Origin of the sequence: Acidovorax sp. A1169 (assembly GCF_030704685.1) — a bacterium.
Taxonomy (GTDB): domain Bacteria; phylum Pseudomonadota; class Gammaproteobacteria; order Burkholderiales; family Burkholderiaceae_C; genus Acidovorax.
Genome location: NZ_JAUZDX010000015.1, coordinates 16,811 through 42,117 on the forward strand (window position 1 = coordinate 16,811; position 25,307 = coordinate 42,117).

General features: G+C 66.6%; 19 protein-coding genes. 15 read left to right on the forward strand and 4 right to left on the reverse strand.

The window, feature by feature from the left end:
* Positions 1–4 precede the first annotated feature (4 nt).
* The 13 genes from QYL93_RS21760 (at position 5) to glgA (ending at position 20,419) form a co-directional block, all read left to right on the forward strand.
* On the forward strand, positions 5–1,006 hold the full coding sequence (locus tag QYL93_RS21760; RefSeq protein ID WP_305745613.1) for a tripartite tricarboxylate transporter substrate binding protein: 1,002 nt from the start codon (positions 5–7) through the stop codon (positions 1,004–1,006).
* Between the two features lie 7 nt (positions 1,007–1,013).
* Positions 1,014–1,988, forward strand: a complete 975-nt coding sequence (locus QYL93_RS21765; RefSeq protein ID WP_305745614.1) for a nitronate monooxygenase family protein — start codon at positions 1,014–1,016, stop codon at positions 1,986–1,988.
* 28 nt (positions 1,989–2,016) lie between these two features.
* The gene (locus QYL93_RS21770) at positions 2,017–2,766 is read left to right on the forward strand and encodes an electron transfer flavoprotein subunit beta/FixA family protein (protein WP_305745615.1); all 750 of its coding nucleotides are present in this window, start codon (positions 2,017–2,019) and stop codon (positions 2,764–2,766) included.
* A complete protein-coding gene (locus QYL93_RS21775) occupies positions 2,767–3,699 on the forward strand; it encodes an electron transfer flavoprotein subunit alpha/FixB family protein (protein ID WP_305745616.1) in 933 nt (310 codons plus the stop codon). It abuts the gene before it with no gap.
* Positions 3,700–3,741: 42 nt separating this feature from the next.
* Complete coding sequence (locus QYL93_RS21780) at positions 3,742–4,734, forward strand: tripartite tricarboxylate transporter substrate binding protein (protein ID WP_305745617.1); 993 nt, start codon at positions 3,742–3,744, stop codon at positions 4,732–4,734.
* 147 nt (positions 4,735–4,881) lie between these two features.
* Positions 4,882–5,922: an acyl-CoA dehydrogenase gene (locus tag QYL93_RS21785; protein WP_305745618.1), complete on the forward strand. Its 1,041-nt coding sequence runs from the start codon at positions 4,882–4,884 to the stop codon at positions 5,920–5,922.
* A gap of 250 nt (positions 5,923–6,172) precedes the next feature.
* Complete coding sequence (locus QYL93_RS21790) at positions 6,173–6,433, forward strand: hypothetical protein (RefSeq protein WP_305745619.1); 261 nt, start codon at positions 6,173–6,175, stop codon at positions 6,431–6,433.
* Between the two features lie 286 nt (positions 6,434–6,719).
* On the forward strand, positions 6,720–8,624 hold the full coding sequence (gene glgB, locus QYL93_RS21795; protein ID WP_305745620.1) for a 1,4-alpha-glucan branching protein GlgB: 1,905 nt from the start codon (positions 6,720–6,722) through the stop codon (positions 8,622–8,624).
* A gap of 21 nt (positions 8,625–8,645) precedes the next feature.
* A complete protein-coding gene (gene glgC, locus QYL93_RS21800; protein WP_305745621.1) occupies positions 8,646–9,950 on the forward strand; it encodes a glucose-1-phosphate adenylyltransferase in 1,305 nt (434 codons plus the stop codon).
* On the forward strand, positions 9,947–12,139 hold the full coding sequence (gene glgX, locus QYL93_RS21805; RefSeq protein WP_305745622.1) for a glycogen debranching protein GlgX: 2,193 nt from the start codon (positions 9,947–9,949) through the stop codon (positions 12,137–12,139). The genes glgC and glgX overlap by 4 nt, the downstream gene beginning before the upstream one ends.
* Complete coding sequence (gene treZ, locus QYL93_RS21810; protein WP_305745623.1) at positions 12,136–13,944, forward strand: malto-oligosyltrehalose trehalohydrolase; 1,809 nt, start codon at positions 12,136–12,138, stop codon at positions 13,942–13,944. The genes glgX and treZ overlap by 4 nt, the downstream gene beginning before the upstream one ends.
* Positions 13,941–18,920: a malto-oligosyltrehalose synthase gene (gene treY, locus QYL93_RS21815; RefSeq protein WP_305745624.1), complete on the forward strand. Its 4,980-nt coding sequence runs from the start codon at positions 13,941–13,943 to the stop codon at positions 18,918–18,920. Before treZ ends, treY begins: the two co-directional genes overlap by 4 nt.
* A complete protein-coding gene (glgA, locus tag QYL93_RS21820; protein ID WP_370877019.1) occupies positions 18,917–20,419 on the forward strand; it encodes a glycogen synthase GlgA in 1,503 nt (500 codons plus the stop codon). The genes treY and glgA overlap by 4 nt, the downstream gene beginning before the upstream one ends.
* A 3-nt stretch (positions 20,420–20,422) precedes the next feature.
* On the opposite strand, the gene QYL93_RS21825 is transcribed toward glgA, so the two are convergent.
* The gene (locus tag QYL93_RS21825; protein WP_305745625.1) at positions 20,423–20,716 is read right to left on the reverse strand and encodes a DUF2917 domain-containing protein; all 294 of its coding nucleotides are present in this window, start codon (positions 20,714–20,716) and stop codon (positions 20,423–20,425) included.
* An 84-nt stretch (positions 20,717–20,800) separates the two neighbouring features.
* On the opposite strand from QYL93_RS21825, the gene QYL93_RS21830 reads away from it, so the two are divergent.
* Both QYL93_RS21830 and QYL93_RS21835 read left to right on the forward strand, forming a co-directional pair.
* Positions 20,801–21,763, forward strand: a complete 963-nt coding sequence (locus QYL93_RS21830) for a LysR substrate-binding domain-containing protein (RefSeq protein WP_305745626.1) — start codon at positions 20,801–20,803, stop codon at positions 21,761–21,763.
* Positions 21,764–21,912: 149 nt separating this feature from the next.
* The gene (locus QYL93_RS21835) at positions 21,913–22,464 is read left to right on the forward strand and encodes a hypothetical protein (protein WP_305745627.1); all 552 of its coding nucleotides are present in this window, start codon (positions 21,913–21,915) and stop codon (positions 22,462–22,464) included.
* Positions 22,465–22,495: 31 nt separating this feature from the next.
* On the opposite strand, the gene QYL93_RS21840 is transcribed toward QYL93_RS21835, so the two are convergent.
* From QYL93_RS21840 to QYL93_RS21850, 3 genes are all read right to left on the reverse strand, one after another.
* Entirely contained in the window at positions 22,496–23,002 is a 507-nt protein-coding gene (locus QYL93_RS21840; RefSeq protein WP_305745628.1) for a hypothetical protein, read from the reverse strand.
* Between the two features lie 327 nt (positions 23,003–23,329).
* Positions 23,330–24,115, reverse strand: coding sequence for a S9 family peptidase (locus tag QYL93_RS21845; RefSeq protein WP_305745629.1), 786 nt, complete (start codon positions 24,113–24,115; stop codon positions 23,330–23,332).
* A complete protein-coding gene (locus QYL93_RS21850; RefSeq protein ID WP_305745630.1) occupies positions 24,099–25,283 on the reverse strand; it encodes a DUF3182 family protein in 1,185 nt (394 codons plus the stop codon). Before QYL93_RS21850 ends, QYL93_RS21845 begins: the two co-directional genes overlap by 17 nt.
* Positions 25,284–25,307 lie beyond the last annotated feature (24 nt).

Genomic DNA, 25,307 nt, shown 5'->3' on the forward strand with positions numbered 1-25,307 from the left:
CACCATGACAACGCATTTCAACCGCCGCACCGCCCTGCAAAGCCTGGCCGCACTGGGCAGCACGGGCCTGTTGGGCACCAGCCTGGCCCAGAGCGCCAAGGACGCCTGGCCCGCCAGCCTCATCAAGCTGATCGTGCCCTTCCCGGCTGGCGGCCCCACCGACACGGCCTCGCGCATCGTCGGGCAGAAGCTGGCCGAGCGCCTCAAGCAGGCCGTGGTGGTGGAAAACCTCCCCGGCGCCTCGGGCTCGATCGCTGCGCTGCAGGTGATGAAGGCCGAGCCCGATGGCTACACGCTGATGATGCTGGCCACCCCCACCCTGCTGGCGCCCCACCTGTACAAGAAGGCGGGCTACGACACGGTGAAGGACTTCGCCCCCGTGGCCACGGTGTACGACCTGCCCATTGTCGTGGTGGTCAACCCCACCCAGCTGCCGGAAGTGACCGACCTGCGCAAGCTCATCGCCAACGCCAAGGCGCAGAAGACCCCGCTCAACTACACCAGCTCCGGCGCGGGCAGCTTTGGCCACCTGAGCATGGAACTGCTCAAGCAAATGGGCGGCTTTGACATGCAGCATGTGCCCTACAAGGGCGGCGTGCCGGCCATCACCGACACCATCGGCGGCCAGGTACCAGTGATGTATGCCGACCTGGTGGCCGCCCTGCCCCACATCAAGGCCGGCAAGCTGCGCGCGATCGCCGTGGGTTCGCCCCAGCGCGTAGCCATGCTGCCCGATGTGCCGACCATCGCCGAGCAGGGTTTCAAGGGTTATGAGGCGGTGTCCTGGGGCGGTCTGCTCGCGCCTTCGGGCACACCGAAGGCCGTGGTGGAGCGCCTGGCCAGCGAGATCCGGCAGATCCTGGCCGAGAAGGAAACCCAGGAGAAGCTGCTCAATGCGGGGGCCATCGCCCGCTTCCAGGACCCGGCGCAGATGGGCCAGCACCTGCAGCAGGACTATGCCAAGTGGGGCCAACTGATCCGCGACAAGTCCATCGCTTCGGAGTGACCCGGCCATGAAGACACGCATCACCGAACTCTTCGGCATCCAGCACCCGATCATCCAGGGCGGCATGCACCATGTGGGCCTGGCCGAGCTGGCGTCGGCGGTCTCCAACGCGGGCGGCCTGGGCATGGTCACGGGGCTGACGCAGCGCACGCCCGAGCTGCTGGCCCGCGAGATCGCGCGCTGCCGCGCCATGACCGACAAGCCTTTTGGCGTGAACCTCACCTTTTTGCCCTCGGTCAACCCGCCCGACTACCCGGGCTACGTGAAGGCCATCATCGACGGCGGCGTGAAGGTGGTCGAAACTGCGGGCAACAACCCGCAGAAATGGCTGCCTGCGCTCAAGGAGGCCGGCATCAAGGTCATCCACAAATGCACCTCGGTGCGCCATGCGCTCAAGGCCCAGGCCATCGGCTGCGATGCGATCAGCGTGGACGGCTTCGAGTGCGGCGGCCACCCCGGCGAGGACGATGTGCCCAACTTCATCCTGCTGCCGCGGGCTGCCGAAGAACTGACCATCCCCTTCGTCGCGTCGGGCGGCATGGCCGATGGCCGCTCGCTCGTGGCCGCGCTGGCGCTGGGCGCCGAGGGCATGAACATGGGCACGCGCTTCATCGCCACGCAAGAGGCGCCGGTGCACGAGAACGTCAAGCGCGCCATCGTCGCGGCCAGCGAGCTCGATACGCGCCTGGTCATGCGCCCGCTGCGCAACACCGAGCGGGTGCTGAGCAACGCCGCCGTGGAACGGCTGTTGCAAAAAGAGCGCGAGCTGGGCGCGGCGATCACCTTCGAGGACATCCTGCCCGAAGTCGCAGGCGTCTACCCGCGCATCATGCAAAGCGGCGAGATGGACGCGGGCGCCTGGTCCTGCGGCATGGTCGCCGGCCTGATCCACGACGTACCGACGGTGCAGCAGCTGATCGACCGGACCATGGCCGAGGCCCATGCCCTGATCCACGAACGCCTGGCGGGCCTCGCCCGCTGAGCCTTCCACCCACCCCAGAAAGAATTCCATGAAAGCAATCGTCGCCGTCAAGCGCGTGGTCGACTACAACGTCAAAGTCCGAGTCAAGTCGGACCAAACGGGTGTGGACATCGCCAACGTGAAGATGAGCATGAACCCCTTTGACGAAATCGCCGTCGAAGAGGCCGTGCGCCTGAAAGAAAAAGGCCTGGTGACCGAAGTCATCGCCGTCTCCTGCGGCGTGGCCCAGTGCCAGGAAACCCTGCGCACCGCCATGGCGATTGGCGCCGACCGCGCCATCCTGGTGGAAACCGACGTCGAACTCCAACCCCTGGCCGTGGCCAAGATCCTCAAAGCCCTGGTCGACAAGGAACAACCAGGCCTCGTGATCCTGGGCAAACAGGCCATCGACGACGACGCCAACCAGACCGGCCAGATGCTCGCCGCCCTGGCCGACCTGCCCCAGGCCACCTTCGCCAGCAAGGTGGAACTGTCTGCCGACAAGGTCAGCGTGACCCGCGAAGTCGACGGCGGCCTGGAAACCCTGGCCTTGACCCTGCCCGCAGTCATCACCACCGACCTGCGCCTGAACGAGCCGCGCTACGTCACCTTGCCCAACATCATGAAGGCCAAGAAGAAGCAGCTCGACATCGTCAAGCCCGAAGACCTGGGTGTGGACGTCACCCCCCGCCTGAAGACCCTCAAGGTCACCGAGCCCGCCAAGCGCGGCGCCGGCGTCAAGGTGGCCGACGTGGCCGCCTTGGTCGAGAAACTCAAGAACGAAGCGAAGGTGATCTGAATGTCGGTACTCGTTATTGCTGAACACGACAACGCGATCGTCAAGGGCGCGACCTTCAACACCGTGACCGCCGCCATCGCCTGCGGTGGCGATGTGCACGTGCTGATCGCCGGCCACAATGCCGGTGCTGCGGCGACGGCTGCCGGCCAGATCGCCGGCGTCGCCAAGGTCATCCACGCCGATGCCCCCGGACTGGAACACGGCCTGGCCGAGAACGTGGCCGCCCAGGTGCTGGCCATCGCCGCCAACTACAGCCACATCCTGTTCCCCGCGACCGCCAGCGGCAAGAACGTGGCCCCCCGCGTGGCTGCCAAGCTCGATGTCGCGCAGATCAGCGACATCACCAAGGTGATCTCCCCCGACACCTTCGAGCGCCCGATCTACGCCGGCAACGCCATTGCCACCGTGCAGAGCAGCGACGCCACCAAGGTCATCACCGTGCGCACCACGGGGTTCGATCCGGCAGCCGCCACCGGTGGCAGTGCCGCCACCGAAGCCTCCGCCGCTACGGCGGATACTGGCAAGAGCACCTTCGTGGGCAGCGAGATCGCCAAGAGCGACCGCCCCGAGCTGACCGCCGCCAAGATCATCGTCTCCGGTGGCCGGGCCCTCGGCAGCAAGGAAAAGTTCGACGAAGTGATGACCCCGCTGGCCGACAAGCTCGGCGCTGCCCTGGGCGCCAGCCGCGCTGCGGTGGATGCCGGCTATGCCCCCAACGACTGGCAAGTGGGCCAGACGGGCAAGATCGTGGCGCCGCAGCTGTACATCGCAGCCGGGATCTCGGGGGCCATCCAGCATCTGGCGGGGATGAAGGACTCCAAGGTGATCGTGGCGATCAACAAGGATGCGGAGGCGCCGATCTTCAGTGTGGCGGACTATGGGCTGGAGGCGGATCTGTTTACCGCTGTGCCGGAGCTGGTCAAGGCGCTGTAAAGCGCAACCGGAAGCGACATTTCACCATTTCAGGAGACAAGCATGCACAACAACCAACCCCTCAACCGCCGCCGTCTGCTGGCAACCGCCACGGCCGGCATCGCCGCCGCTGCGGCACCCGCCTGGGCCAACACAGCGTGGCCCAGCAAGCCGATACGCATCGTCGTGCCCTACACGGCGGGTGGCTTCACCGACCAGATGGCGCGCCTGCTGCAGGTCGGGCTGCAGCAGCAGCTGGGGCAACCGGTCATCATCGACAACAAGCCGGGTGCCAACAGCATCATCGGCGTGGATGCGGTGGCCAAAGCCGCACCCGACGGGCATACCTTTGCCGTGGTGATTGCCGCCTATGCGGCCAACACCACGCTGTACCCCAAGCTGCCCTACGACCCGAAGAAAGACCTGGTGGGCGTGTCCCTGATGGGGATTTCGCCGCTGGTGGCCGCCGTCGCCACGAATGCCCCGTTCAAGACCATGGCGGAACTCGTGGCCTATGGGCGTGCCAACCCTGGCAAGCTGAGCTTCGCCTCGTCGGGCGCTGGTTCGGCCGCCCACCTGACCTCCGAACTCATGCGCCTGGTCACCAAGGTCGATATGGTGCACGTGCCGTACAAGGGTGCCTCGCCTGCGCTGGCCGACCTCATGGGCGGGCAGGTCCCGCTGTTCCTGGACCCGCCGCCCAACCTGATCCAGCCCGCCAAGGCCGGCAAGATCCGCCTGATCGGCGTGGCCAGCGACAAGCGCGTGCCGGCGCTGCCGGACGTGCCCACCTTCGCGGAGCAGGGCTATCCCGCCATCGTCGGCAGCACCTGGGCTGCCATGCTGGCGCCGGCCGGCGTGCCGCGCGAGATCGTGCAGCGCATGTCCACGGAGGTCGCGCGCATCATCCGCAGCCCGGAGGTGGCGCGCCGCCTGGAGCAGAGCATGGGCACGTTTGCCGAGGGCTCCACCCCGCAGGAGTGCGATGCCTTCATTGCCAGCGAGACCACGAAATGGGCCAAGGTCATCCGCGATGCCGGGGTGGTGGTCGACTGATTCAGACACATAACGATTGCTCCCGGCGCCTATGCGCCGTATCTGCATCCTCCTACAAGGCTGCAACCGGTCGATCCGTACGATCAGTCATCCCTGCCACTGCGGCTGCCCGCAGCCAGGCCCCTTTGGCCAAGAGGTGCCGCCATGATGACCGATTCGCAAAACCTTTTCAGCACCGCCCAGGCCTTGCCTGGCGCGCTGGCGTCGATGGGTTCTGCCCCGGTGATCCGGCAGTTGCGCCACTTGGTGGACAACGGATTGGCCGATCTGCCCCAGCCCGGCGCGGGCCGCACGCTGGAGCGCTGGCAGGCGCTGAGCCTGGTGGCCGGCCACGACCTGTCGCTGGCCAGGCTGTACGAAAGCCATACCGACGCCCTGGCCATACTGCGTGAATTGGGCGGTCAGCCCCGATCACGCGGCGAGGTCTGGGCCATGTGGGCGGCCGAGTCGCCAGGGCGGCGGCTCGAAGCCATAGACCGGGGCGCTGCAGGCATCGTGCTGTCGGGCTCAAAGGCCTCGTGTGCTGGCGCCCTGGGTGCCAGCCATGCGCTGCTTACGGCGTGGCTTCCCGGGCAGCAACCGCAACTCATTGCGGTGGAGCTCGATGATCCCAGCGTCACAATCCAGACAAATGACTGGCACGCCGTGGGCATGGCGGACACCGGCAGTGCTGATGTGACCTTCCACAACACACCCGCGATCATGCTCGGGTCCCCAGGCGATTTCATGCGGCGCTGCGGTTACTGGCATGCAGGCGCCGGCATCGCTGCGTGTTGGCACGGTGGCATTCGTGCGGTGGCCCAGGTGCTGTATGCAGCGGTGCAGCAATGCCCATCCACCCATCCCCTGCATACCATGCGCGCTGCAGCATTGGGCAGGGTGGATGTGGTCGTCAACAGTACCGCGGCCGTATTGCGCGACAGCGCGTCCTGGATCGACGCCCACCCTGGCGATGCGGCGATGACCCTGGCCTTGCGCACCCGGCAGGCCGTAGGGAATGGCGCCTTGCGGGTCCTGGAGGAAACGGGGCGCGCCCTGGAGGGCACGGCCTTCAGCCGGAACACGTTTTTTGCGCGCATGGCGGCAGCTCTGCCGGCGTTCATGCGCCAGAGTCAGGGTGATCGCGACGATACGGCCCTGGCCGCAGCGCTGCTCGCACAGGAAAAGCCACCAGCCTGGGCCCTGTGATCAGCGCACGCCCCTTGCGGTGCCGTCCTACAGCCAGAGCCCCTGCTTCCGCTTACCATTGGCTTGTCGATACCGCAGTCGACATCCCCCCACTTGCATCACTGCAAGCGGAAAGCCCGCTCAACGCGGGCTTTCCTTTTTGTGCTGCGCTGCACCGAAACCCCTCACGCTCCAGGGCTGTTGCGAATGGTTGCCCGACTCCCGTTGACTGCGGTTCAGAATGCGTTGTCTCCAACCATGCGGGGGTTCTATGCCGATGGAGTACCTGAAAGTGATCGCTGTCGAGATGCTTCCGTTCGACGTGAACGATGAGGCAGGCGTGGACAAGCTTCGGGTGCTTGAGGCCGCCGGCATGGTGGAAGTGCAGTTCACGCAGGAGCGCGGCAGCCCCCCCGCCCGCGTGGTCGCCATCACCGGTCTGGGCAGGGCCTCGCTGCTCGCCGAAGTCGCCAAACAGGTCATCCGACAGCGAAGCCCCGAAGTGTCGTCCGCCTGGGCTGCGTTGTCCTGAGGCGTTTGGTGGTCCTGGCAATTTCCCGGGAAACCTGGGTACGGCTCCGATTCAGCTGCGACCTGGCTCGCAGTGAACTTCGTGTGTGCCGGTGCCAATAGGCGCTTGAAGAAGCGTCTGTCCCCGACATCGGCTGCGCATACGAGCCGCTTCCTTTCCTGCGCACTTTTTACCGCAAATCAGGGCTCTCGCCTTTTGCAACGCCTCTGCACGAATACCGTGTAGGTAAATACCTACCAGCGCATGCGCACCGGTCTTGCGGTCGCATATTGCAGTGCAGCAGAACATGGAGGTCAACAACCCCTCCATCATGAACGACGCAGCGCAATCGACTCCCTTCGCAGCCACTTCGGCGGCCGCGTCGTCCCACTTTCACCACTACGAAGTGCTGGGCGCCCATGTGGATTCCACAGGCACCACCTTCACGGTATGGGCGCCCAATGCCCGCCAGGTCGAAGTCATCGGTAGTTTCAGCAACTGGGCGCCCCTGGCGATGCAGCGCGCACAGGACGGCTCGGGCCGCTGGAGCGCGCGCGTGGATGGCGCCGGCCATGGTGACCTGTACAAGTACCGCATCCAGGATTCGCATGGCCAGTGGGCAGAAAAGGCCGACCCCTATGCCACCCGGCAGGAGCACCCTCCCGGCACGGCCTCCCGGATCTGGAACCTGGACTATGAATGGAACGACCGCGCCTGGATGGCCGCTCGCGGCGAGCGGCAGGCGCTGGACGCCCCGATGTCCGTCTACGAGGTGCACCTGGGCTCCTGGCAGCGCCAGGAAGACGGGCGCTTCCTCAACTACCGCGACATCGCCCAGCGCCTGGCAGCCCATTGCAACGCCCTGGGCTTCACGCATGTGGAGCTGATGCCGGTGACGGAGCATCCCTTCTATGGATCGTGGGGCTACCAGACCACTGGGTACTTCGCCCCCACGGCCCGCTATGGCAACCCGCAGGACCTGATGGTGCTGGTGGACACCCTCCACCAGCACGGTATAGGCGTGCTGCTCGACTGGGTGGTTTCGCACTTCCCGTCGGATGCGCACGGCTTGGCACGCTTCGACGGCACCGCGCTCTACGAGCACGAAGACCTGCGCAAGGGTTTCCACCCCGAGTGGAACAGCCTGATCTTCAACTACGGCCGCTATGAGGTGCGCGACTTCCTCATCAGCAACGCCTTGTTCTGGCTGGGCAAGTACCACTTCGATGGCATCCGCGTGGATGCGGTGTCATCCATGCTCTACCTGGATTTTTCGCGCAAGCCCGGCGAATGGGTGCCCAACGCCGATGGCGGGCACCAGAACTGGGAAGCCGTGCGCTTTCTGCAGGACCTGAACTGCGCCGTCTACGCCGAGTTCCCCGACGTGCACGTGATCGCCGAGGAGTCCACTGCCTGGGCCGGGGTGTCGCGCCCCGTCGATACCAACGGCCTGGGCTTCGGCATGAAGTGGAACATGGGCTGGATGAACGACACGCTTCGCTACATGCAGCGTGACCATGCGCACCGGCACTGGCACGAGGGCGATATCCGCTTCTCCATGGTCTATGCCTTCGACGAGAACTTTGTGCTGGCGCTCTCCCACGATGAAGTGGTGTACGGCAAGCGCAGTCTGCTGTCTCGCCAGCCGGGCGACCAGTGGCAGCGCTTTGCCGGCCTGCGCACGCTCTACGGAATGATGTGGTCGCACCCGGGCAAGAAGCTGCTCTTCATGGGCGGTGAGTTCGGCCAGATCGACGAATGGCACCACGAGCGCACGCTGGACTGGCACCTGTGGGCCAAGGCCCGCCACAGCGGCATGGCGCGCTGGGTGGCCGACCTCAACCGCACCTACCGCGAGCGCCCTGCCCTGCACGCGCACGATTTCGATGCCGAAGGCTTTGCCTGGGCGCCCATGGCACCGCACCAGACCACCGTGCTGGCCTTCATCCGCCGCGCTGGCGACGACATCGTACTGGCCGTGCACAACCTGACGCCGCAGCCTGTCGCCGCACTGCGGGTTGGCGTGCCGGTGGCCGGGCACTGGCATGAGTTGCTCAACAGCGATGCCGAAGCGTACGGCGGCAGCGGCATGGGCAACTTTGGCGGAGTGGATGCAACGCCCACGCCGCTCGAAGGCCAACCGGCCCACGTGCACCTGACCGTGCCCCCTCTTTCGACCGTTCTTCTTTCCAACCGCCCCACAAGGGCTTGATTCTTCACTGGAGCTGATGCTATGTCGCGTACCCGAAATGTGTTGGCGATCGTGATGGCAGGGGGCGAAGGCTCCCGCCTGCACCCCCTGACGGACGAGCGCTGCAAACCTGCAGTGCCCTTCAATGGCAAGCACCGCATCGTGGACTTCGTGCTGTCCAATTTGGTCAACTCGGAGATCTATTCGATCTACCTGCTGGTGCAGTACAAGTCGCAGTCCCTGATCGAGCACATCCGCAGCTCTTGGACCATGACGCGCTTCATCCCCCAGCACTTCGTGACGGTGGTGCCGCCGCAGATGCGCAACGGCCCCGAGTGGTTCCAGGGCACGGCCGATTCGGTGTACCAGAACATCCACCTGATCGAATCCTTCCAACCCGACATCGTGGCGGTCTTTGGTGCTGACCACATCTACCGCATGGACGTGCGCCAGATGGTGGACTTCCACCGAGACAGCAAAGCCCATGTGAGCGTAGCAACACTGCCGGTGCCCCTGTCGCAATGCAACCAGTTCGGCATCGTGGAGATCGACGCCCACCATCGCATTGCCAACTTCGTGGAAAAGCCCAAGAACACGCGCCCCATGCCCGGCAGCAGCACACATGCGCTGGCATCCATGGGCAACTACCTGTTCGATGCCGATGTTCTGCTCGACGCTCTGAAGAAGGCGCACGCCACAGGCCACAGCGACTTCGGCCGCGATATCCTGCCCACCATGCTGCAATCTCATCGGCTGATGGCCTATGACTTCACCGCCAATGAGATCCCCGGTACCGCGTCTTATGAAGAGCATGCGTATTGGCGCGACGTGGGCACCATCGATGCGTATTTCGATGCGCATTTCGATACTCTGGGCGCCACACCGCGCTTTCGCATGACCAACCGCGAGTGGCCCATCTACGCCAGCCCCGACCAGGCCGAGTCGGCCCAGATCGAGAACGGCGTGATACACCGCTCGGTGGTGGGTTCGGGCAGCATCGTCGATGGCGCAACGCTCAACCATGCCATGCTGCGCCGCTCGGTGCTGGTGGAACGCGATGCGACGCTGGAGCACTGCATCGTCATGGAACGCTCGCGTATCGGCCAAGGTGCCCACGTGCGCCGCGCCATCATCGATCAGGACAACGATATTCCCCCAGGCGAGCGGATCGGCTTCGACGAAGCGGAGGACCGCCGCCGGTTCCACGTCACGGAAAGCGGCATCGTGGTCGTGCCGCGGCAGTTCTTTCCAACGCGCAGTGCGTTCGTGAGCAATACGCTCAAGGTGGACCGGGTGCGCCAACCTGTGCCAGCCGCCCTGGGCAACGACTTCAGAGCCGCTGCATGAAGCCCGAGGTGCATGCCGCAGGCCCCCTTCCCACGAACCACTTCAAGCGGGTGCGCCCTGTGAGGCAAGTCGGCCCCGGCCGACACTGGCCCCTGGGGGCGACGGTGGATCGGCTGGGCGTCAACTTCGCCGTCTATTCCTCCGTGGCGACCCGCGTGGAGATCTGCCTGTTTTCAGAAAACGATCGGGAGATGGAGCGCATCGCCCTGCCCTGCCTGACCGACGACGTGTGGCATGGCCATGTGGCGGGCGTCAAGGCAGGCCAGAAGTACGGCCTGCGCGTGCACGGGCCTTATGAACCCGAGGCCGGCCAGCGCTGCAACAGTGCCAAGCTGCTGATGGACCCGTTCTCCAAGGCGCTGGACAGGCCCGTGCGCGGCGCGGCGGACCAGTTTGGCTACGAACTCGCTCAGCCCGATGAAGACCTGGTGCCCAGCACCCGGGACAATGGCCGCACGGCACCCAAATCCCGCGTCGTGCGCTCGCGCTTCGACTGGGGCGACGACCGGCCGCCGCGTGTACCGGCGCGCGACACGGTGTTCTACGAGGTCCACGCCAAGGGGTTCACGCAGACCCATCCTGGCGTGCCGGAAAACCTGCGGGGTACCTATGCGGGCCTGGCATCGCCGGCTGCCATCGCACACTTCAAGCAACTGGGCGTGACCAGCATCGAGCTGCTGCCCGTGCAGGCCTTCATCGACGACCACCGCCTGGTGGAGATGCAACTGGCCAATTACTGGGGCTACAACACGGTGGCCTTCTTCGCGCCCGAGCCGCGCTATGCGGCGCGCGCGGGCGCCGACGGCGGGGTCGATGAATTCAAGGCCATGGTCAAGGCACTGCACGCGGCAGGCCTGGAGGTGATCCTTGACGTGGTCTACAACCACACCGGCGAAGGCAACCACCTGGGGCCCACGCTCAGTCTCAAGGGCATAGACCACGCGGCCTATTACCGCCAGACCGAAGAACGGCGCATGTGCATGGACTTCACCGGCACCGGCAACACGGTGGACACCAGCAGCCCGCCCGCCCTGCAACTGGTGATGGACAGCCTGCGCTACTGGGTGCAGGAGATGCATGTGGATGGCTTTCGCTTCGACCTGGCATCGGCGTTGGGACGCGATGCGGACGGTTCCTACACCCTGCGCGCACCGTTCTTCGCAGCGCTGGCGCAGGACCCGGTGCTCTCGCGCACCAAGCTCATCGCCGAGCCCTGGGATCTGGGGCCTTATGGCTATCAGCTGGGCGGCTTTCCCGCCGGCTGGATGGAGTGGAACGGCCGTTACCGCGATGCCGTGCGCGACTACTGGGCCAATGCCGATGGCAGCCTGCCGGCCTTTGCGGCCTGCCTGTGCGGCTCGGCCGACATGTACCAGCCACGCCGGCGCCGGCCCACGGCCAGCGTGAACATGGTCACCGTGCACGACGGCTTCACCCTGGCCGACCTGGTGAGCTACAACGAAAAGCACAACGAGGCCAACGGCGAAGGCGGCCAGGACGGAGAATCGCACAACCGCAGCTGGAACTGCGGGGCCGAAGGGGATACCGACGATGCCGACGTGCTCGCGCTGCGCGAGCGGCAGGTGCGCAACTTCCTGGCCACCCTGTTCATGTCCCACGGCACGCCGCTGCTGCTGGGTGGCGACGAGCTGGGGCGCACCCAGCAGGGCAACAACAACGGCTACTGCCAGGACAGTGCCCTGTCGTGGTACGACTGGGAACGCGCGGACCGGCACGGCGAACTGCAGTCCTTCACCCAGGCGCTGGCGGCCTTGCGCCGGGCGCTGCCCGTGGTTCGGCCCCACACATGGCCCGTCGACGAGGCGGGCCTGCCGCAACTCGTCACCGTGGCCTGGCACAGCGTGTGGGGCTTGGACATGACACCGGAGGAATGGGACGACCCTGCCGTGCGCTGCGTGGGCGCGGTCATGGAAAGCGTGGCCGAGGAGGAGCTGTCCGTGATGCTGCTGTTCAACGCCAGCGACGCCGATGCCATCTTCACCCTGCCTGCGGACGGCTCGGGCCGCAGCTGGACGCTGCGCCTGGACACCCGGGATGCCCGCGTGGTGGCCATTGGTGAGGAAGCCGGTGCGCCAACGGTGGCGGCCGGTGGGCAGCACACTTTGCTGGCACGTTCTATGGCGGTACTGACGGCCCCCTTCGCACCCAGCCCCGCTGCCACCGCATGAGGCGCACGCATACCATGCCCTTCGGCGCCCGGCTGCTGGCCGGTGGCGGTGCCAGGTTCTCGCTGTGGGCACCCGCGGCGCATGAGGCAGCCCTGTGGTACCGCCCAACGCCCAATGCTGCGGCCCGCACCCTGCCCGCCAACCAGGCCGACGGCGGCTGGTGGCAGGCGAGTGCTGCCGATGCTGGCGCGGGCACCCCGTACCGCTGGCTCGTCGACGGCAAGCTCACCGTGCCCGACCCGGCCTCGCGCAGCAATCCCTGGGGGCCGCACGAGCCCAGTGTCGTCACCGATCCCGTCAGCCATGAATGGAAGACGGACTGGGCCGGCCGACCCTGGAACGAACTGGTCTTCTACGAGCTGCATGTGGGCAGCTTCACCCCGCTGGGTACCTATGAAGGCGCCATCCGCAAGCTGCCGGAGCTGGCGGCGCTGGGTTTCACGGCCCTCGAACTGATGCCGCTGGCCAGCTTTGGCGGGCAATGGGGCTGGGGCTATGACGGCGTGCTGCCTTTCGCACCACATGCGGCCTATGGCAGCCCGCAAGACCTCAAGCGCCTGGTCGACAGAGCGCATGCGCTTGGGATGTGCGTCTTCCTCGATGTGGTGTACAACCATTTCGGGCCTGATGGCAACTACCTGCATGCCTACGCGCCCCAGTTCTTTTCGAGCAGCCATGCCAGCCCCTGGGGCGCTGCCATCAACTTCGATCAGGAGGGCAGCGCCGTGGTGCGCGACTTCTTCGTGCACAACGCGCTGTACTGGATCGAGGAGTTCGGCATGGACGGCTTGCGCCTGGACGCGGTGCACGCCATCGCCGACGACAGCCGGCCCGACATCCTGCAGGAATTGAGCGCACGCGTGCGCGAGCTGGCCACGGCCAGCGGACGCCTGGTGCACCTGGTGCTGGAGAACGAGAAGAACCAGCCCGCGCGCCTGTCCTCCTCGCCCGAGCCCGGCCTGTACGATGCCCAGTGGAACGACGATTTTCACCATGCAGTGCATGTGGCCCTGACGGACGAATCCCAGGGCTACTATGCCAAGTTCGCGCGCCACCCGCTGGCGCTGCTGGCGCGGGTGTTGACCCATGGCTTCGCCTTTCCCGAGGCGGCCAGCGTGGCCGGCGGCGATCCGGTGCCGCTGTCCTGCATGGTCAACTTCATCGGCAACCACGACCAGATCGGCAACCGCGCCTTCGGCGAGCGGCTCGGGAACCTGGCGAACCCCGAGGGGGCGGAGCTGGCGCTTCTGCTGGCGCTGCTGACTCCGGCCACGCCCATGGTGTTCATGGGCGACGAATTTGCCGCCTCCACAGCGTTCCTGTACTTTGCGAACTGGGACGGCAGCCTGCGCGACGCGGTGCGCGAGGGGCGCGCGCGCGAGTTCGGCCACGCGGTGACCGGCGATGCCGTGCTGCCCGACCCCTGCGACGTGGCCACTCTTCAGGCCAGCCGACTGCAATGGGACGAATCGGACACATCAATCGGGCAGACTCGCCGGGCCTTGGTGCAGCGATCATTGGAGGCGCGGCGCACCTGGTTGCAGCCCCGTGCGCAGCAACTGTGCGCAGAGGGCCACACGGCGGAGTTGGTGGGAGATAGCGGCCTGCGCGTGGCCTGGCACTACCAGGACGGAGCAATACTGAGGATGGAAATGAACCTGGGACCTGACGCGTTGGACGCCACACCGTCCGCAACTGCGGCGGACACCGCTGCCGTTGAGGTATTCAGCCACCACTGGACCGGTGACGAGCGGCTGTGGGCCCCATGGTCGGCCCGGTGGACCTGCACCGAAGGTTCGGCATGAGCCAGGAGCCAGCTGTTCATGATGCGCTAGGTTCAGACCTGCACCAGCGCGCCGAGCGCGCCGGCATCGCTACCGAATATGCAAGCTTCTGGGGCGAAACCTTGACCGTGAGCCCCGAGGTCCTGGCCAGGGCACTGGCCGCCATGGGCGCGCATGCCGATGGCAACGCGCCGCAACCCATCGTGGTGGAACAGGGCCATGCCGCGCAGGTGCCGCTGGATGCGCATGGCGCATGGCAACTGCTGCCCGAGGAACCCGGCGGAGCGGCACTGCTGGAGGGGACTGGCAGCGTCGCCCACCTGCCCGCTACCCTGGGTTCCGGCTACTACCTCCTGCACTCGCCCGGTGCCGAGCGGTTGCTCATCGTCGCGCCCCGGCGCTGCTGGCTCCCCGAGGGCCTGCAGTCTGGCGAGCGCTGGTGGGGCATCACGGCACAGATGTACGCTCTGCGTTCGCAGCGCAACTGGGGCATTGGCGATTTCTCCGACCTGGCCACGTTGGTCCGGCTGGCGGCTTCGCGGGGTGCTGCGTTCGTCGGCGTGAGCCCGCTGCATGCCCTGCGCACGGAACACCCCGAACAGGCCAGCCCCTACAGCCCCAGCAGCCGACTGGCGCTGAATGTGCTGCACATCGATGTGGCCGCCGTGCCCGAATTTGCCTGCAGTACCGAAGCCCAGGCCCTGTTAGCGGACAGCGGCTTTCAGCAGCGCTTGCGCGAGGTGCGTGCCAGCCCGACCGTGCGCTACGCCGAGGTGGCTGCGCTCAAGGAACCCGTGCTGGCCTTGCTGTGGCAAGAGTTTCGCTCCACCCACTGGGAGGCCGCCACAGCAAGAGGCCAGGAGTTCGATGCCTTCATGGCGCAGCACCAGGCAACACTGGGCCTGCATGCACGCTACGAGGCCATCCAGCTGACCCTGGGTGCGCGGGATCCGCAGGTCTGGGGCTGGCCCGCCTGGCCAAAGGATCTGCAAGACCCGCAAGGCGCTGCGGCACTGGTCTTCGCACGCGAACATGCCGATTCGGTGGCGTATCGGTACTGGCTGCAGTGGCTGGCCTACGTCCAGCTGGGCCGGGCGTTCGAGCATGCGCGCGCGTGCATGCCGCTCGGCCTGTACTGCGACCTGGCCGTGGGCGCCAGTGACGGCGGCTCTGAAACCTGGATGTCCCCCGGCCTCTATGCCCGGGGCATGAACGTGGGCGCCCCGCCCGACCCCCTGAGCACCCAGGGCCAGGATTGGGGCCTGCCTCCCGTCAATCCCGTGGCACTCAGCGATGCGCGCTTCCTGCCGTTTCGGCAACTGCTGGCCAGCGTGATGCGCCACGCCGGCGCGCTGCGCATGGACCATGCCATGGCGCTGATGCGGCTGTACTGGAACAGCCCCGCGGGAGGCACCTACGTGCGCTACCCGCTGGAGGCGCTGGTCGCGGTGATGGCCATCGAGAGCCACCGCCACCAGTGCATGGTGATCGGCGAAGACCTGGGCAATGTGGCGCCGCGCATGCGCGAGGCCATGGCCGAGCATGCGCTGCTGTCGTACCGCCCGCTGATCTTCGAACGCCTGGAAGGCGGCGCCTTCCGCCCGCCGGCGGACTGGCAGCCGCAGGCGCTGGCCGTGGTCAGCACCCACGACCTGCCCACGCTCAAGGGCTTCTGGGGTGGGGACGACATCGCCATCCAGCACTCGCTGGGCTGGCTTGGCGACAGCGATGCCCAGGTGCGCGCCCAACTGGCGCGCGCGCAGGACCGCACCCACCTGCTGGCCGCCCTCGACGCCCAGCAACTGCTGCCACAGGGCACCACGCTCGACGCCCAATCCACCCCCGAGATGACACCCGCACTGGCCGCCGCCGTGCACGCCTTCCTGGCACGCACGCCATGCCAGCTGCTGGGCGTGCAGCTCGAGGACCTGACCGGCCAGCGCGAACAGCTCAACGTGCCGGGCACCACCGAAGACCGCTACCCCAATTGGCGCCACCGCATGCCGGTGCTGCTGGAGCAGTTGAGCGGCGATCCGTATTTCGAAGCCATCAACCAGGCCGTGGGCAATGCCCGCCGCGCTGCGCTGGTCGAACCTGCCGCTGAACTGCCACCGCTGGCATCGGCCGACGTGCCCGGCGCCACCTACCGGATGCAGCTCAACCGCGGGTTCACCTTCGCGCAGGCCACTGCGGTCGTGCCCTACCTGCATGCGCTGGGCGTGAGCCACCTGTACACCTCGCCCTACCTCAAGGCCGCCGCCGGCAGCATGCACGGCTACGACGTGGTGGACCCGACGGTGCTCAACCCCGAGATCGGCAGCGAGGCCGAGCATGCCGCGCTGTGCCAGGCGCTGGCCGAACGCGGCATGGGCCACGTGCTGGACATCGTACCCAACCACATGGGCGTGGAGGACCCGGCCAACCGCTGGTGGCAGGACATGCTCGAGCACGGCGAGGCCTCGCCATACGCCGCCACTTTCGACATCGAATGGCAACCCCCCAACCCCCAGACCGGCCGGCGCGTGCTGCTGCCGGTGCTGGGCGACCACTATGGCAAGCTGCTGGAGGCGGGCGAGCTGCAGCTGCGCTTCGATGCCGCTCAGGGCCGCTTGCATGTGGGCTACTGGGACCATGCGTTTCCGATCGATCCACGCAGCTACGTCCTCGTGCTGACGGCCGTGGCCATGCCGGCGGCCGCACCGGCTGGGGAACTGGCCGAAATGGCCTCGCTCGTGGATGCGCTGGGCCAGGTGCCGCCCCAGGGCAGCGACGATTCGCAGCAGCGCGCGGCGCGTCTGCGCGATGCTCCCCTGTACCAGCGCCGGCTGGCAGAGATGGCACAGGCCTACCACTGGGTATCGGACTGGGTGCAGGCCTGCCTTGTTCGGGCCAACGGGCAAAGGGGAGATGCCGCGAGCTTCGACCTGCTCGACACGGTGCTGCAGGCCCAGGCCTACCGGCTGGCCGACTGGCGCGTGGCGGGCGACGACATCAACTACCGGCGCTTCTTCGACATCAATGCCCTGGCGGCGATCCGCATGGAGGAGCCCGAGGTCTTCGAGGCGGTGCACGCCCTGCCCCTGCGCTGGCTGGCCGAAGGCAAGGTCACGGGCCTGCGCATCGACCACCCCGACGGCCTGGCCGACCCGGCCCGGTACTTCGAGCGGCTGCAGCAACGACACGCGGCCCAGCGCCAGGCCCGGGGCCAGCCGCCGCAGGCGCTGTACCTGGTGGTCGAGAAGATCATGGCCGACCACGAACCGCTGCCCGCCGACTGGCTGGTGCATGGCGGCCCCGGCTACCGCTTCAGCACCCTGGTCAACGGCCTGTTCATTGCAGCCGACGCGCATGAGCGCTTCGACGCCATCTATGGCGCGTTCACCGGGGACACGAAACCTTTCGAGGAAGCCACCTACGAGTGCAAGCGCCTGATCATCGAGACGGCGCTGTTCAGCGACATGGCCTGGCTGGTGGCCACGCTGAGCAAGATCACGCGGGCCGATCGCGCGGTGTGCGACTTCACGCGCAACCAGCTGCGCGTGGCACTGGTGGAGGTGGCCGCCCAGTTCCCCGTGTACCGCACCTACGTGGTACCCGGCGGCGCGCCGCCCAGCGAGGCAGACCGGCAGCACATCGCCTGGGCCATCAGCGCCGCGCGCCGACGCCTGGGGTCTGCCGAAGGCGGCGTGCTGGCCTATCTGCAGGCAGTGCTGCAGGGCGAGCCAGGGGCCGAGCCCGCTTTGCGCGCGCGCTTCATCCGCCGATGGCAGCAGTTCACGGCACCGGTGATGGCCAAGTCGGTCGAGGACACGCTGTTCTACCGCTACGTACGGCTGGTCTCGCTCAACGACGTGGGGGCGGAGCCGCGGCGCTTCGGCGTCTCGGTGGCGGCGTTCCACCAGGGCAACCTGCAGCGCTCGCGGCACCTGCCGCACGAACTGCTGGCCACCTCCACGCACGATAGCAAGCGTTCGGAAGACGTGCGCGCGCGGCTCAATGTGCTGTCTGAAATGCCCGATGCCTGGCAGGCCACGGTGCAGGCGCTGCAGGCGGCCGGCCAGCGCTTCGAGGTCGAAATCGACGGGCAGGCATCGCCGCTGCCGCACGACCTGTGGGGCCTGTACCAGGCCATGGTCGGCATCTGGCCCGCCCACGCCACGGACGCCCATGAGCGCCAGGAGCTGGTGCAGCGCATCCAGCGCTACAAGGAAAAGGCCATGCGCGAGGCCAAGCTCATGAGCAACTGGCTTTTCCCCAACGAGGCCTACGAGGCGGCCGTGCGCGATTACATCGAAAAGTCCCTGTCCACGGAACGCTTTGTCGCCGTGCTGGAGGACTTCGTGCAGCGCATCGCCCCCCATGGCTTTCGCAACGGGCTGGGCCAACTGGCGCTCAAGCTCACGGCGCCGGGTGTGCCTGACATCTACCAGGGCTGCGAGGTCTGGAACTTTTCGCTGGTGGACCCGGACAATCGCCGCCCCGTGGATCTGGCGGAGCTGGCTACCTCGCTGCAACCGCTGCGCTCGTTGTACCAGGGCGATGCACAATTTCCGAGCCCTGCCGACTGGCATGCGCTGTTGGGCGACGGCCCCGCCATGCCCCCCGGCGCCAAGCAACTGGTCACCTGGCGCCTGCTGCAGCTGCGCCGGGAGATGCCTGCGCTGTTCCGCGATGCACTGTACCTGCCGCTGACTGTGGAGGGCGCGTCGCAGGCCCACGCACTGGCCTTTGCCCGCATTGGCGGGGAGCAGGCTGTGGTGGTGGTTTGCGCCCGCCTGCTGCTGGGCCTTGGCAAGAGCGGATGGGGTGACACCCGTGTTGCCCTGGCCTCGGCCCACCCGGCCCTGGCGCGCCCAGGCCGCTGGCTCGACTGGATGACCGGCCAAACGCTGGCCAATGCAGCGGAACATTCCCTGAACGACGTGCTGGGCGATGTCGGCCCTGGCGGCACCCGTCTGCCCTTTGCCATTTTGGTGGCGCAAGATACCCCTTTATGAAGATCCTGTTCGCCACGCCCGAATGCGCCCCCCTGGTCAAGACCGGAGGGCTCGGGGACGTCAGTGCCGCGCTGCCCCGTGCTCTCAAGGCGCTGGGGCACGAGGTGGTCATCCTCATGCCGGCCTACGGCGGCATGGCCATCGACGGCACGCTCGACGCCATCGTGCCCGTGCCCGCCTACGGCCCCTGGCCGGCTGCGCAGTTGCTGCAGGTGACGTCGCCAGACGGCATGCCCTTTTTGCTGTTGTCGTGCCCGGCCCTGTATGCGAGTGCCGGCACGCCGTACGGCGACCCGGCCCACACACCCATGCACGAGCAGGCCCTGCGCTTTGGCCTGCTCAGCCGCGTGGCGGCACTGATCGGCACGGAGCACAGCCCCTGCGACTGGCGCGCCGACATCGTGCACGCCAACGACTGGCCCTGCGGGCTGGCACCTTTGTACCTGCATCAGGCGCGGGCCGCCGGGCAGCAGGCTGTGGCCCACAGCCTCATCACCATCCACAACCTGGCGTTCCAGGGAATGTTCCCCATGGAGGCCTGCGAGGTTCTGGACATCGCACCGACGTACCGGGGCATGGAGGGCGTGGAGTTCTGGGGTCAGCTGTCCATGCTCAAGGCTGCCCTGCAGTTCGCTGACGCCATCACCACGGTGAGCCCGACCTATGCGCGAGAAATACAGAAACCGGCCCTGGGCTTCGGGCTGGACGGCGTGCTGCGCGCCCAGGCCGGCCGGCTGCACGGGCTGCTCAACGGCATCGATACAACGGTATGGAACCCTGAGAGCGATCCGTTGATTGCAGCCAACTACGGGGTGAAAAACCTGGAGGCCAAGGCGGTGAACAAGGCCGCCTTGCGCAAGCGCTGCGGCCTGGCCGAGGTGCCCGGCCCGCTGCTGGGCCTGGTGGGGCGGCTCACTTCCCAGAAGGGGGTGGACCTGGTGCTGGCGGGGGCTCCTGCCCTGCTCGCACGCGGGGCCCAACTGGTGGTCCTGGGCCGGGGCGAGGAGCCGCTGGAGGACGGGCTGCGGGCACTCGCCGCAGTACACCCGGGCCAGGTCCACGCCACGCTTGGCTTCGACGAGGCGCTGGCGCACCAGATTGAAGCTGGTGCCGATTGCTTTCTGATGCCCTCGCGCTTCGAGCCTTGCGGCCTGAACCAGATGTACAGCCAGGCCTATGGCACGCCGCCAGTCGTCACGGCCACCGGTGGCCTGTCCGACACGGTGAGCGATGCAGGCCCTGGCCTGGACAAGGGGACCGGCTTCATGATGGCCGCCCCCACGCAGGCCGAATTCGACCGCGCGCTGGACCGCGTGCTGCAGGCTTGGGCGCAGCCCGCGCTCTGGAAGGGCCTTCAGCGCCGGGGAATGGCACAGCCCTTCGGCTGGGAAGCTGCGGCGCGGCAGTACGTGCAGCTGTATGCGCAGTTGCTGGGACAGACGCAGCCGCCACCGGCTGTGCCGATGCAGAACGTGGTGAGCATCGACAGCCGGCGCTGAGCCTCAGGCGCCCGCCGCCAGCGGTGACGCTGGCTGGAACGGCTCCGGACGGCGCTGCAGGTTGTGCACGGTGGGTCTGCCACCCACTGGCGGCTCGATGAGCAGGCGCGCTGGTGCCAGGGCATACACCAGCGCCCTCTTGTGCTCGGGGGTGGAAAAGCTCTCCCCCGCCTCCAGCACGACGTCGCGCGTGTCGTGGTCCAGCGTGATCCAGACCGTGCCGCTCTGGCAATGCAAGCGCTGGCCGGCTGCGTCGGGCACATGGTGCAAGCCGCGGTGGGTAAGTTCGATGATCATGGTAAATGCTCCTATCCATTCGCTGATGGAATGAATATAGTGAGACGGCTCTCGGTACTCAAACGGTCATTTGGAATCCTTCGCATGCCAATCCAGAATGTGAAAACGTCTTCCTCGGCCATCGGTCGGGAAGAGCTGCCGCCGCTGGACCTGCTGCGCAGCTTCGAGGCCTCGGCGCGGCATCTGAGCTTTACGCAAGCGGCGCAGGAGCTCTACCTCACCCAGTCTGCGGTCAGCCGCCAGATACAGCAGATGGAAGCCTGGCTCGGGGTGGCCCTGTTCGAGCGCCGGCACCGGTCACTAGTGCTCACCGAGGCGGGGGCCGTCATGCACCGGGCGGCGGTGGATGCGCTGGAGCGGCTGCGCGACGCCACCGCACGGGTGCGCGCCGCCCCGGCCCTGCGCCAGGTGGCCATGACCTGCACCCCGGGCTTCGCCTCGCTGTGGCTCATCCCCCGGCTGGCGCACTTCACCGCGCAGCACCCGGATGTGGACGTGCGCATCTCGGCCACCCTGGAGCTTTTGGACCTGGACCGCAGCCAGCTGGACCTGGCGGTGCGCTTTTGCCCCACCGAGGATGGGCTGGGCACTCCCTTGTTCGAGGAATGGGTGGTCCCCATGTGCTCCCCCGGCCTGGCCGCCAATGCAGCCAACCCCTTGCGGCAGCCCGCCGACCTGGTGCGCCACACCCTGCTCGCCGTGGACCAGCACCCTGGCATGCCGCTCACGGTGGAATGGGACCCCTGGGCGCGGCTGATGGGGGTGTCGGAAGTGCGCATGAAAAACACCGTGCGCTTCACCCAGTACGCCGATGCGGTGGCGGCGGCGATGCAGGGGCAAGGCGTGGTGATCGGCCGGCTGCCGCTGCTGGCCGAGCTGGTGGAAAGCGGCCGCTTGGTGACGCCGTTCGGCAGTTGTGCCTCGTCGCAGCGCGGCTACTACATGGTGTCGGGTGTTCGCGGCGGCGCCAACCCCGATGCGCAGGACTTCGTGCGCTGGCTGCGCAGCGAGGCCGACGCGGCGCTGAAACCCGCCAAGCTGGCCTGACGGCCCGCACCCTGTGCTGGATTTCACGGTTTCAATCAATGCTGCAAGCAGGTGCCCATTCAAAACGGGTGCGTGCCCACCTTTTCCAGTAAATTGCCCCTGCGCAGCCTGGGCGCTTTCTTTTTCAGGCGTGGAAAAAAGGACGCGCAATGCTGAAAGTTTTTTCGCTCAAACTACCCGGCCAGTGTCTTTTGGCCTTGTGCATTCTGGCGGGTACAGCCAACGCCAATGCCAAGGCAGTGTGCCCTCGTCCCGCCAAAGGGCCGCAGGCCACCCCAGGCATCATTCCGGCCAACACCAGGCTGATAGAAAACAAACGCTATTACTCGCCAGACAAGTCGGTGTATCTGGTTCACCAGAGTGACGGCAATCTGGTGCTGTACAAGCGGGTGAGAAGAGATGCGCAGGTAGCTCTCTGGAATGCGGGCACCTACCGCCAGGAGACCCGATGCGCGGTTTTCCAGGGCGATGGAAATCTCGTGGTTTACAACATGGTAGACAACGCCCTATGGAACTCGGTTGCTGACGCCAGAAAACGCGACCGAACGTTCTGGGATTCCTTGCCTCCCTATGGAATCGACAGCAAAAGCTACATGAGACAGTACGGCACGCCCCATCTGGCCGTACAAAATGACAACAACCTGGTTGTCTACGATGGAAGTGGAACACCACTGTGGGCGTCCGGAACCGCGGCGCGGTGAGGCCTGCCTTTGTGGTGCCAGGCCTCGACTATCAACGCCCTGCTTTGGAATGGCGGGCCATGGGCAGGTGATCGTTGGCGGCTATGAAGGGCTCATGCAGCACCTTGCGCCTGGGTAGTGAGGCGCCTGGCTGACCAAGCGTCTTGACCTGCACGGCAGCCCTTCCGTCCGCAGTGGAGCCCATTTCAAGCTGAACTGGGTCCTCTCCCGTCTGCATGTGGTGGGTCCAGGCCACGTCCGAGATCACTGCATGCTCGGCGATCACCAAGCCCAGAAGATCGGTGAATTCACGTTGCTGCGATGGCTGCCATTGCACCTGGATCGTGAAACACCGGCCGTTGTTGGAGCAATTGATCGTCAGATAGGCGTTGCCTTCCTGGCCCGTTTTAGCTTTCGCTTGCGGCTGAGCGGGCAGGTTCTTTTTGGCCCGGTTCTTGAGCGCTTCGCGGCGGAATATCTCCAGCGATGCGCCGGGATCGTCTTCGCCGAGCACCGAGGTATCGACATGGGCGGGAACGATGGGGTTGGAACGGGACATAAAGGCACCTCACACCAGTGGACTCCGGACATTCTGCGCAGCAGAACATTCACCCTGAATCCTGTGGATCCATTGGCACTCGCAAGGTCCTGGAGCTTTGGGACGATGCGATGGCCCAATAGGCCATGAGCGTACCGGCGGGTGACCGATGAGTCCATGTTGAACCTGGCGTCCATTCATGGCTGTAGGACAATCACGGGGCGGGGGGCCATCTTCCCGCTGCGATCGCCGTATTTCGTAAACACGTTCGGCAGCTCGTTACTAGATTATTCCGATAATCGGCAAACACCGGAAACTATTCACTCGCTGCCAGTAACAGGGTGCAGTTCATGGCGGCAAGTCTTCTTGGTATGGCGAGGCGGTAACGGGCCTGGCCTTCTTCCGGGCCCCATTGACCATTTCCTGCACCCAGTGCACCAGCATGCCGGTGTATTCCTCTTTCCATTCGGGGCAGGTCAGCGCATGGTCGGCGCCACCGATCACCCGGTAGGTCATGGACCGGGTCTGCAGGAAGGCCGCGCGGTAGTTCTCCAGCACCGGGTGGGGCACGACATCGTCGTTCTCCGATTCCACCAGCAGCACGTCCCCCTTGAACTGTGCGCTGGCCGCCAGGGCCCGGTTGCTCTGCGGCGCGATGGCACGGCTGCGGTAGGCGGCCACCTCTGCGCGGTTGAGCTTGATCTTGGAGACCATCCAGTCCTCATCCTTGTACAGCGCCGGCGCCCTGAGCGCCATCCAGCGCACGGGGCGCAGGGCACTGAGCACGGCGGCCAGGTAGGCGCCGTAGCTGGTGCCCACCACCAGCACCGAGGCCGGGTCCACCGCCGGGTGCCCTACCAGCAGGTCGTAGGCCGCGAGCATGTCGTTCAGGCTGTCCTCGCGGGTCACGGTTTCGCGCTCGGCCCGGTCGTTGGCATGGCCGCGCAAATCGAAGGTCAGGCAGATGCAGCCCAGGGCGGCAATCTGGTGCGCGCGCGCGATGTACTGTTTCTGGCTGCCGTCCCAGCCGTGCACCAGCATCACGCCGGGCACGAGCACATCGGGCGCGACCAGGGTGCCCTCTATGCTGCGGCCGCCCACGGGGATGTGGATCGTTTTATGCCGTGTGGCCATGGATCTCCAGCGTCGTGTATTTGGTGAGGGGCCCGGCTTCGGGGTCGACTCCCTGGTAGTACAGCGTGGCCCCGACAGGGATGGGCTGGGGCGCACCGAACTTCTCCACGCAGCTGGCCCGCAGCTTGCGCAGGCCCGGATCCTGGTGGAAAGCCTCCAGCGCCGCCACCTCGGCGCCGCTGGCTCCGCCCACGCGCCAGGACTGCTCCAGCACGCCGGAGCACCATTGGCCCGCCGCATTCAGACCCTGGGCCACGTCGTAGTTGATGCGCGACGCGAAAAAGCCCGGATAACAGGTGCGCACCGCTTCGTCATAGGCCAGTGCCTGGGTCACCGCATCGTGCAGCGGGCCCGAGGGTGTGCTGGCCAGCAGCGCATTGAAATCACCCCGCACCACCGTGAGGTCCGAGCCGCCATAGACCAGGGCCCCGCTGTTGTCGGGCGTGAGGCGCTGCGAGCCGTAGTACGAAGCCTGCAGCCCGGCCACGCGCACCTGGCCGATGCTCAGCGTTTCCACCTCGGTCAGGTTGTGCTCCAGCACCACGCCGTCCCTCTCCAGCAGGCTGTCCCCCAAACTGTTCAGGCAGTTTGCCAAGGCCTCCATGGTGGTGACGACGGTCTGGCCTCGCCCACCGGTCTCGCCCACCGGCTTCACGCGCAGCGGCCCCAGGGCGAACAGTGCCTCGCCGGCGCGCAGCGCATCCGCACGCGAGAACGCGGTGTAGCCGGGCAGCACCGAGCGCTTGACGAGCCGGGAGAACTCGGGGTTCCAGCCTTCTGGCGCGGCGGCCTCGAACGACACCAGGGGATGGGTGATGGCCTTGGTGGCAATGAAGGCCTGCGGTACGACACCGCCGAACAGGTCGTCCTGCCCGTGCACGCCGAGGGCGTGTGCGGTGGCCATGCCCACCAGCGTGTCACTGGGCACCAGGTAGGTGCGGCCATGCCAGATGGGCTGCGGCAGCTCATCGGTGCTGTACGCGCAGCCCTTGATGCCGGCCAGCCGGCGCACCAGTTCTTCGCGCGTGGTCTGCTCATGGGTGCTGGCGTGCCCGCGCAGTCCCCGCGTGAATGGCATGACGGTTTCCTGGGCCTCGCGCCGCCGCAGTGCCAGCGCGCTGTGGGCGGTCTCCAGGCTGTGCGAATATTCAGATGCATGGGATGTCATGGCCTGGGCCCTCCTGAATGGGTG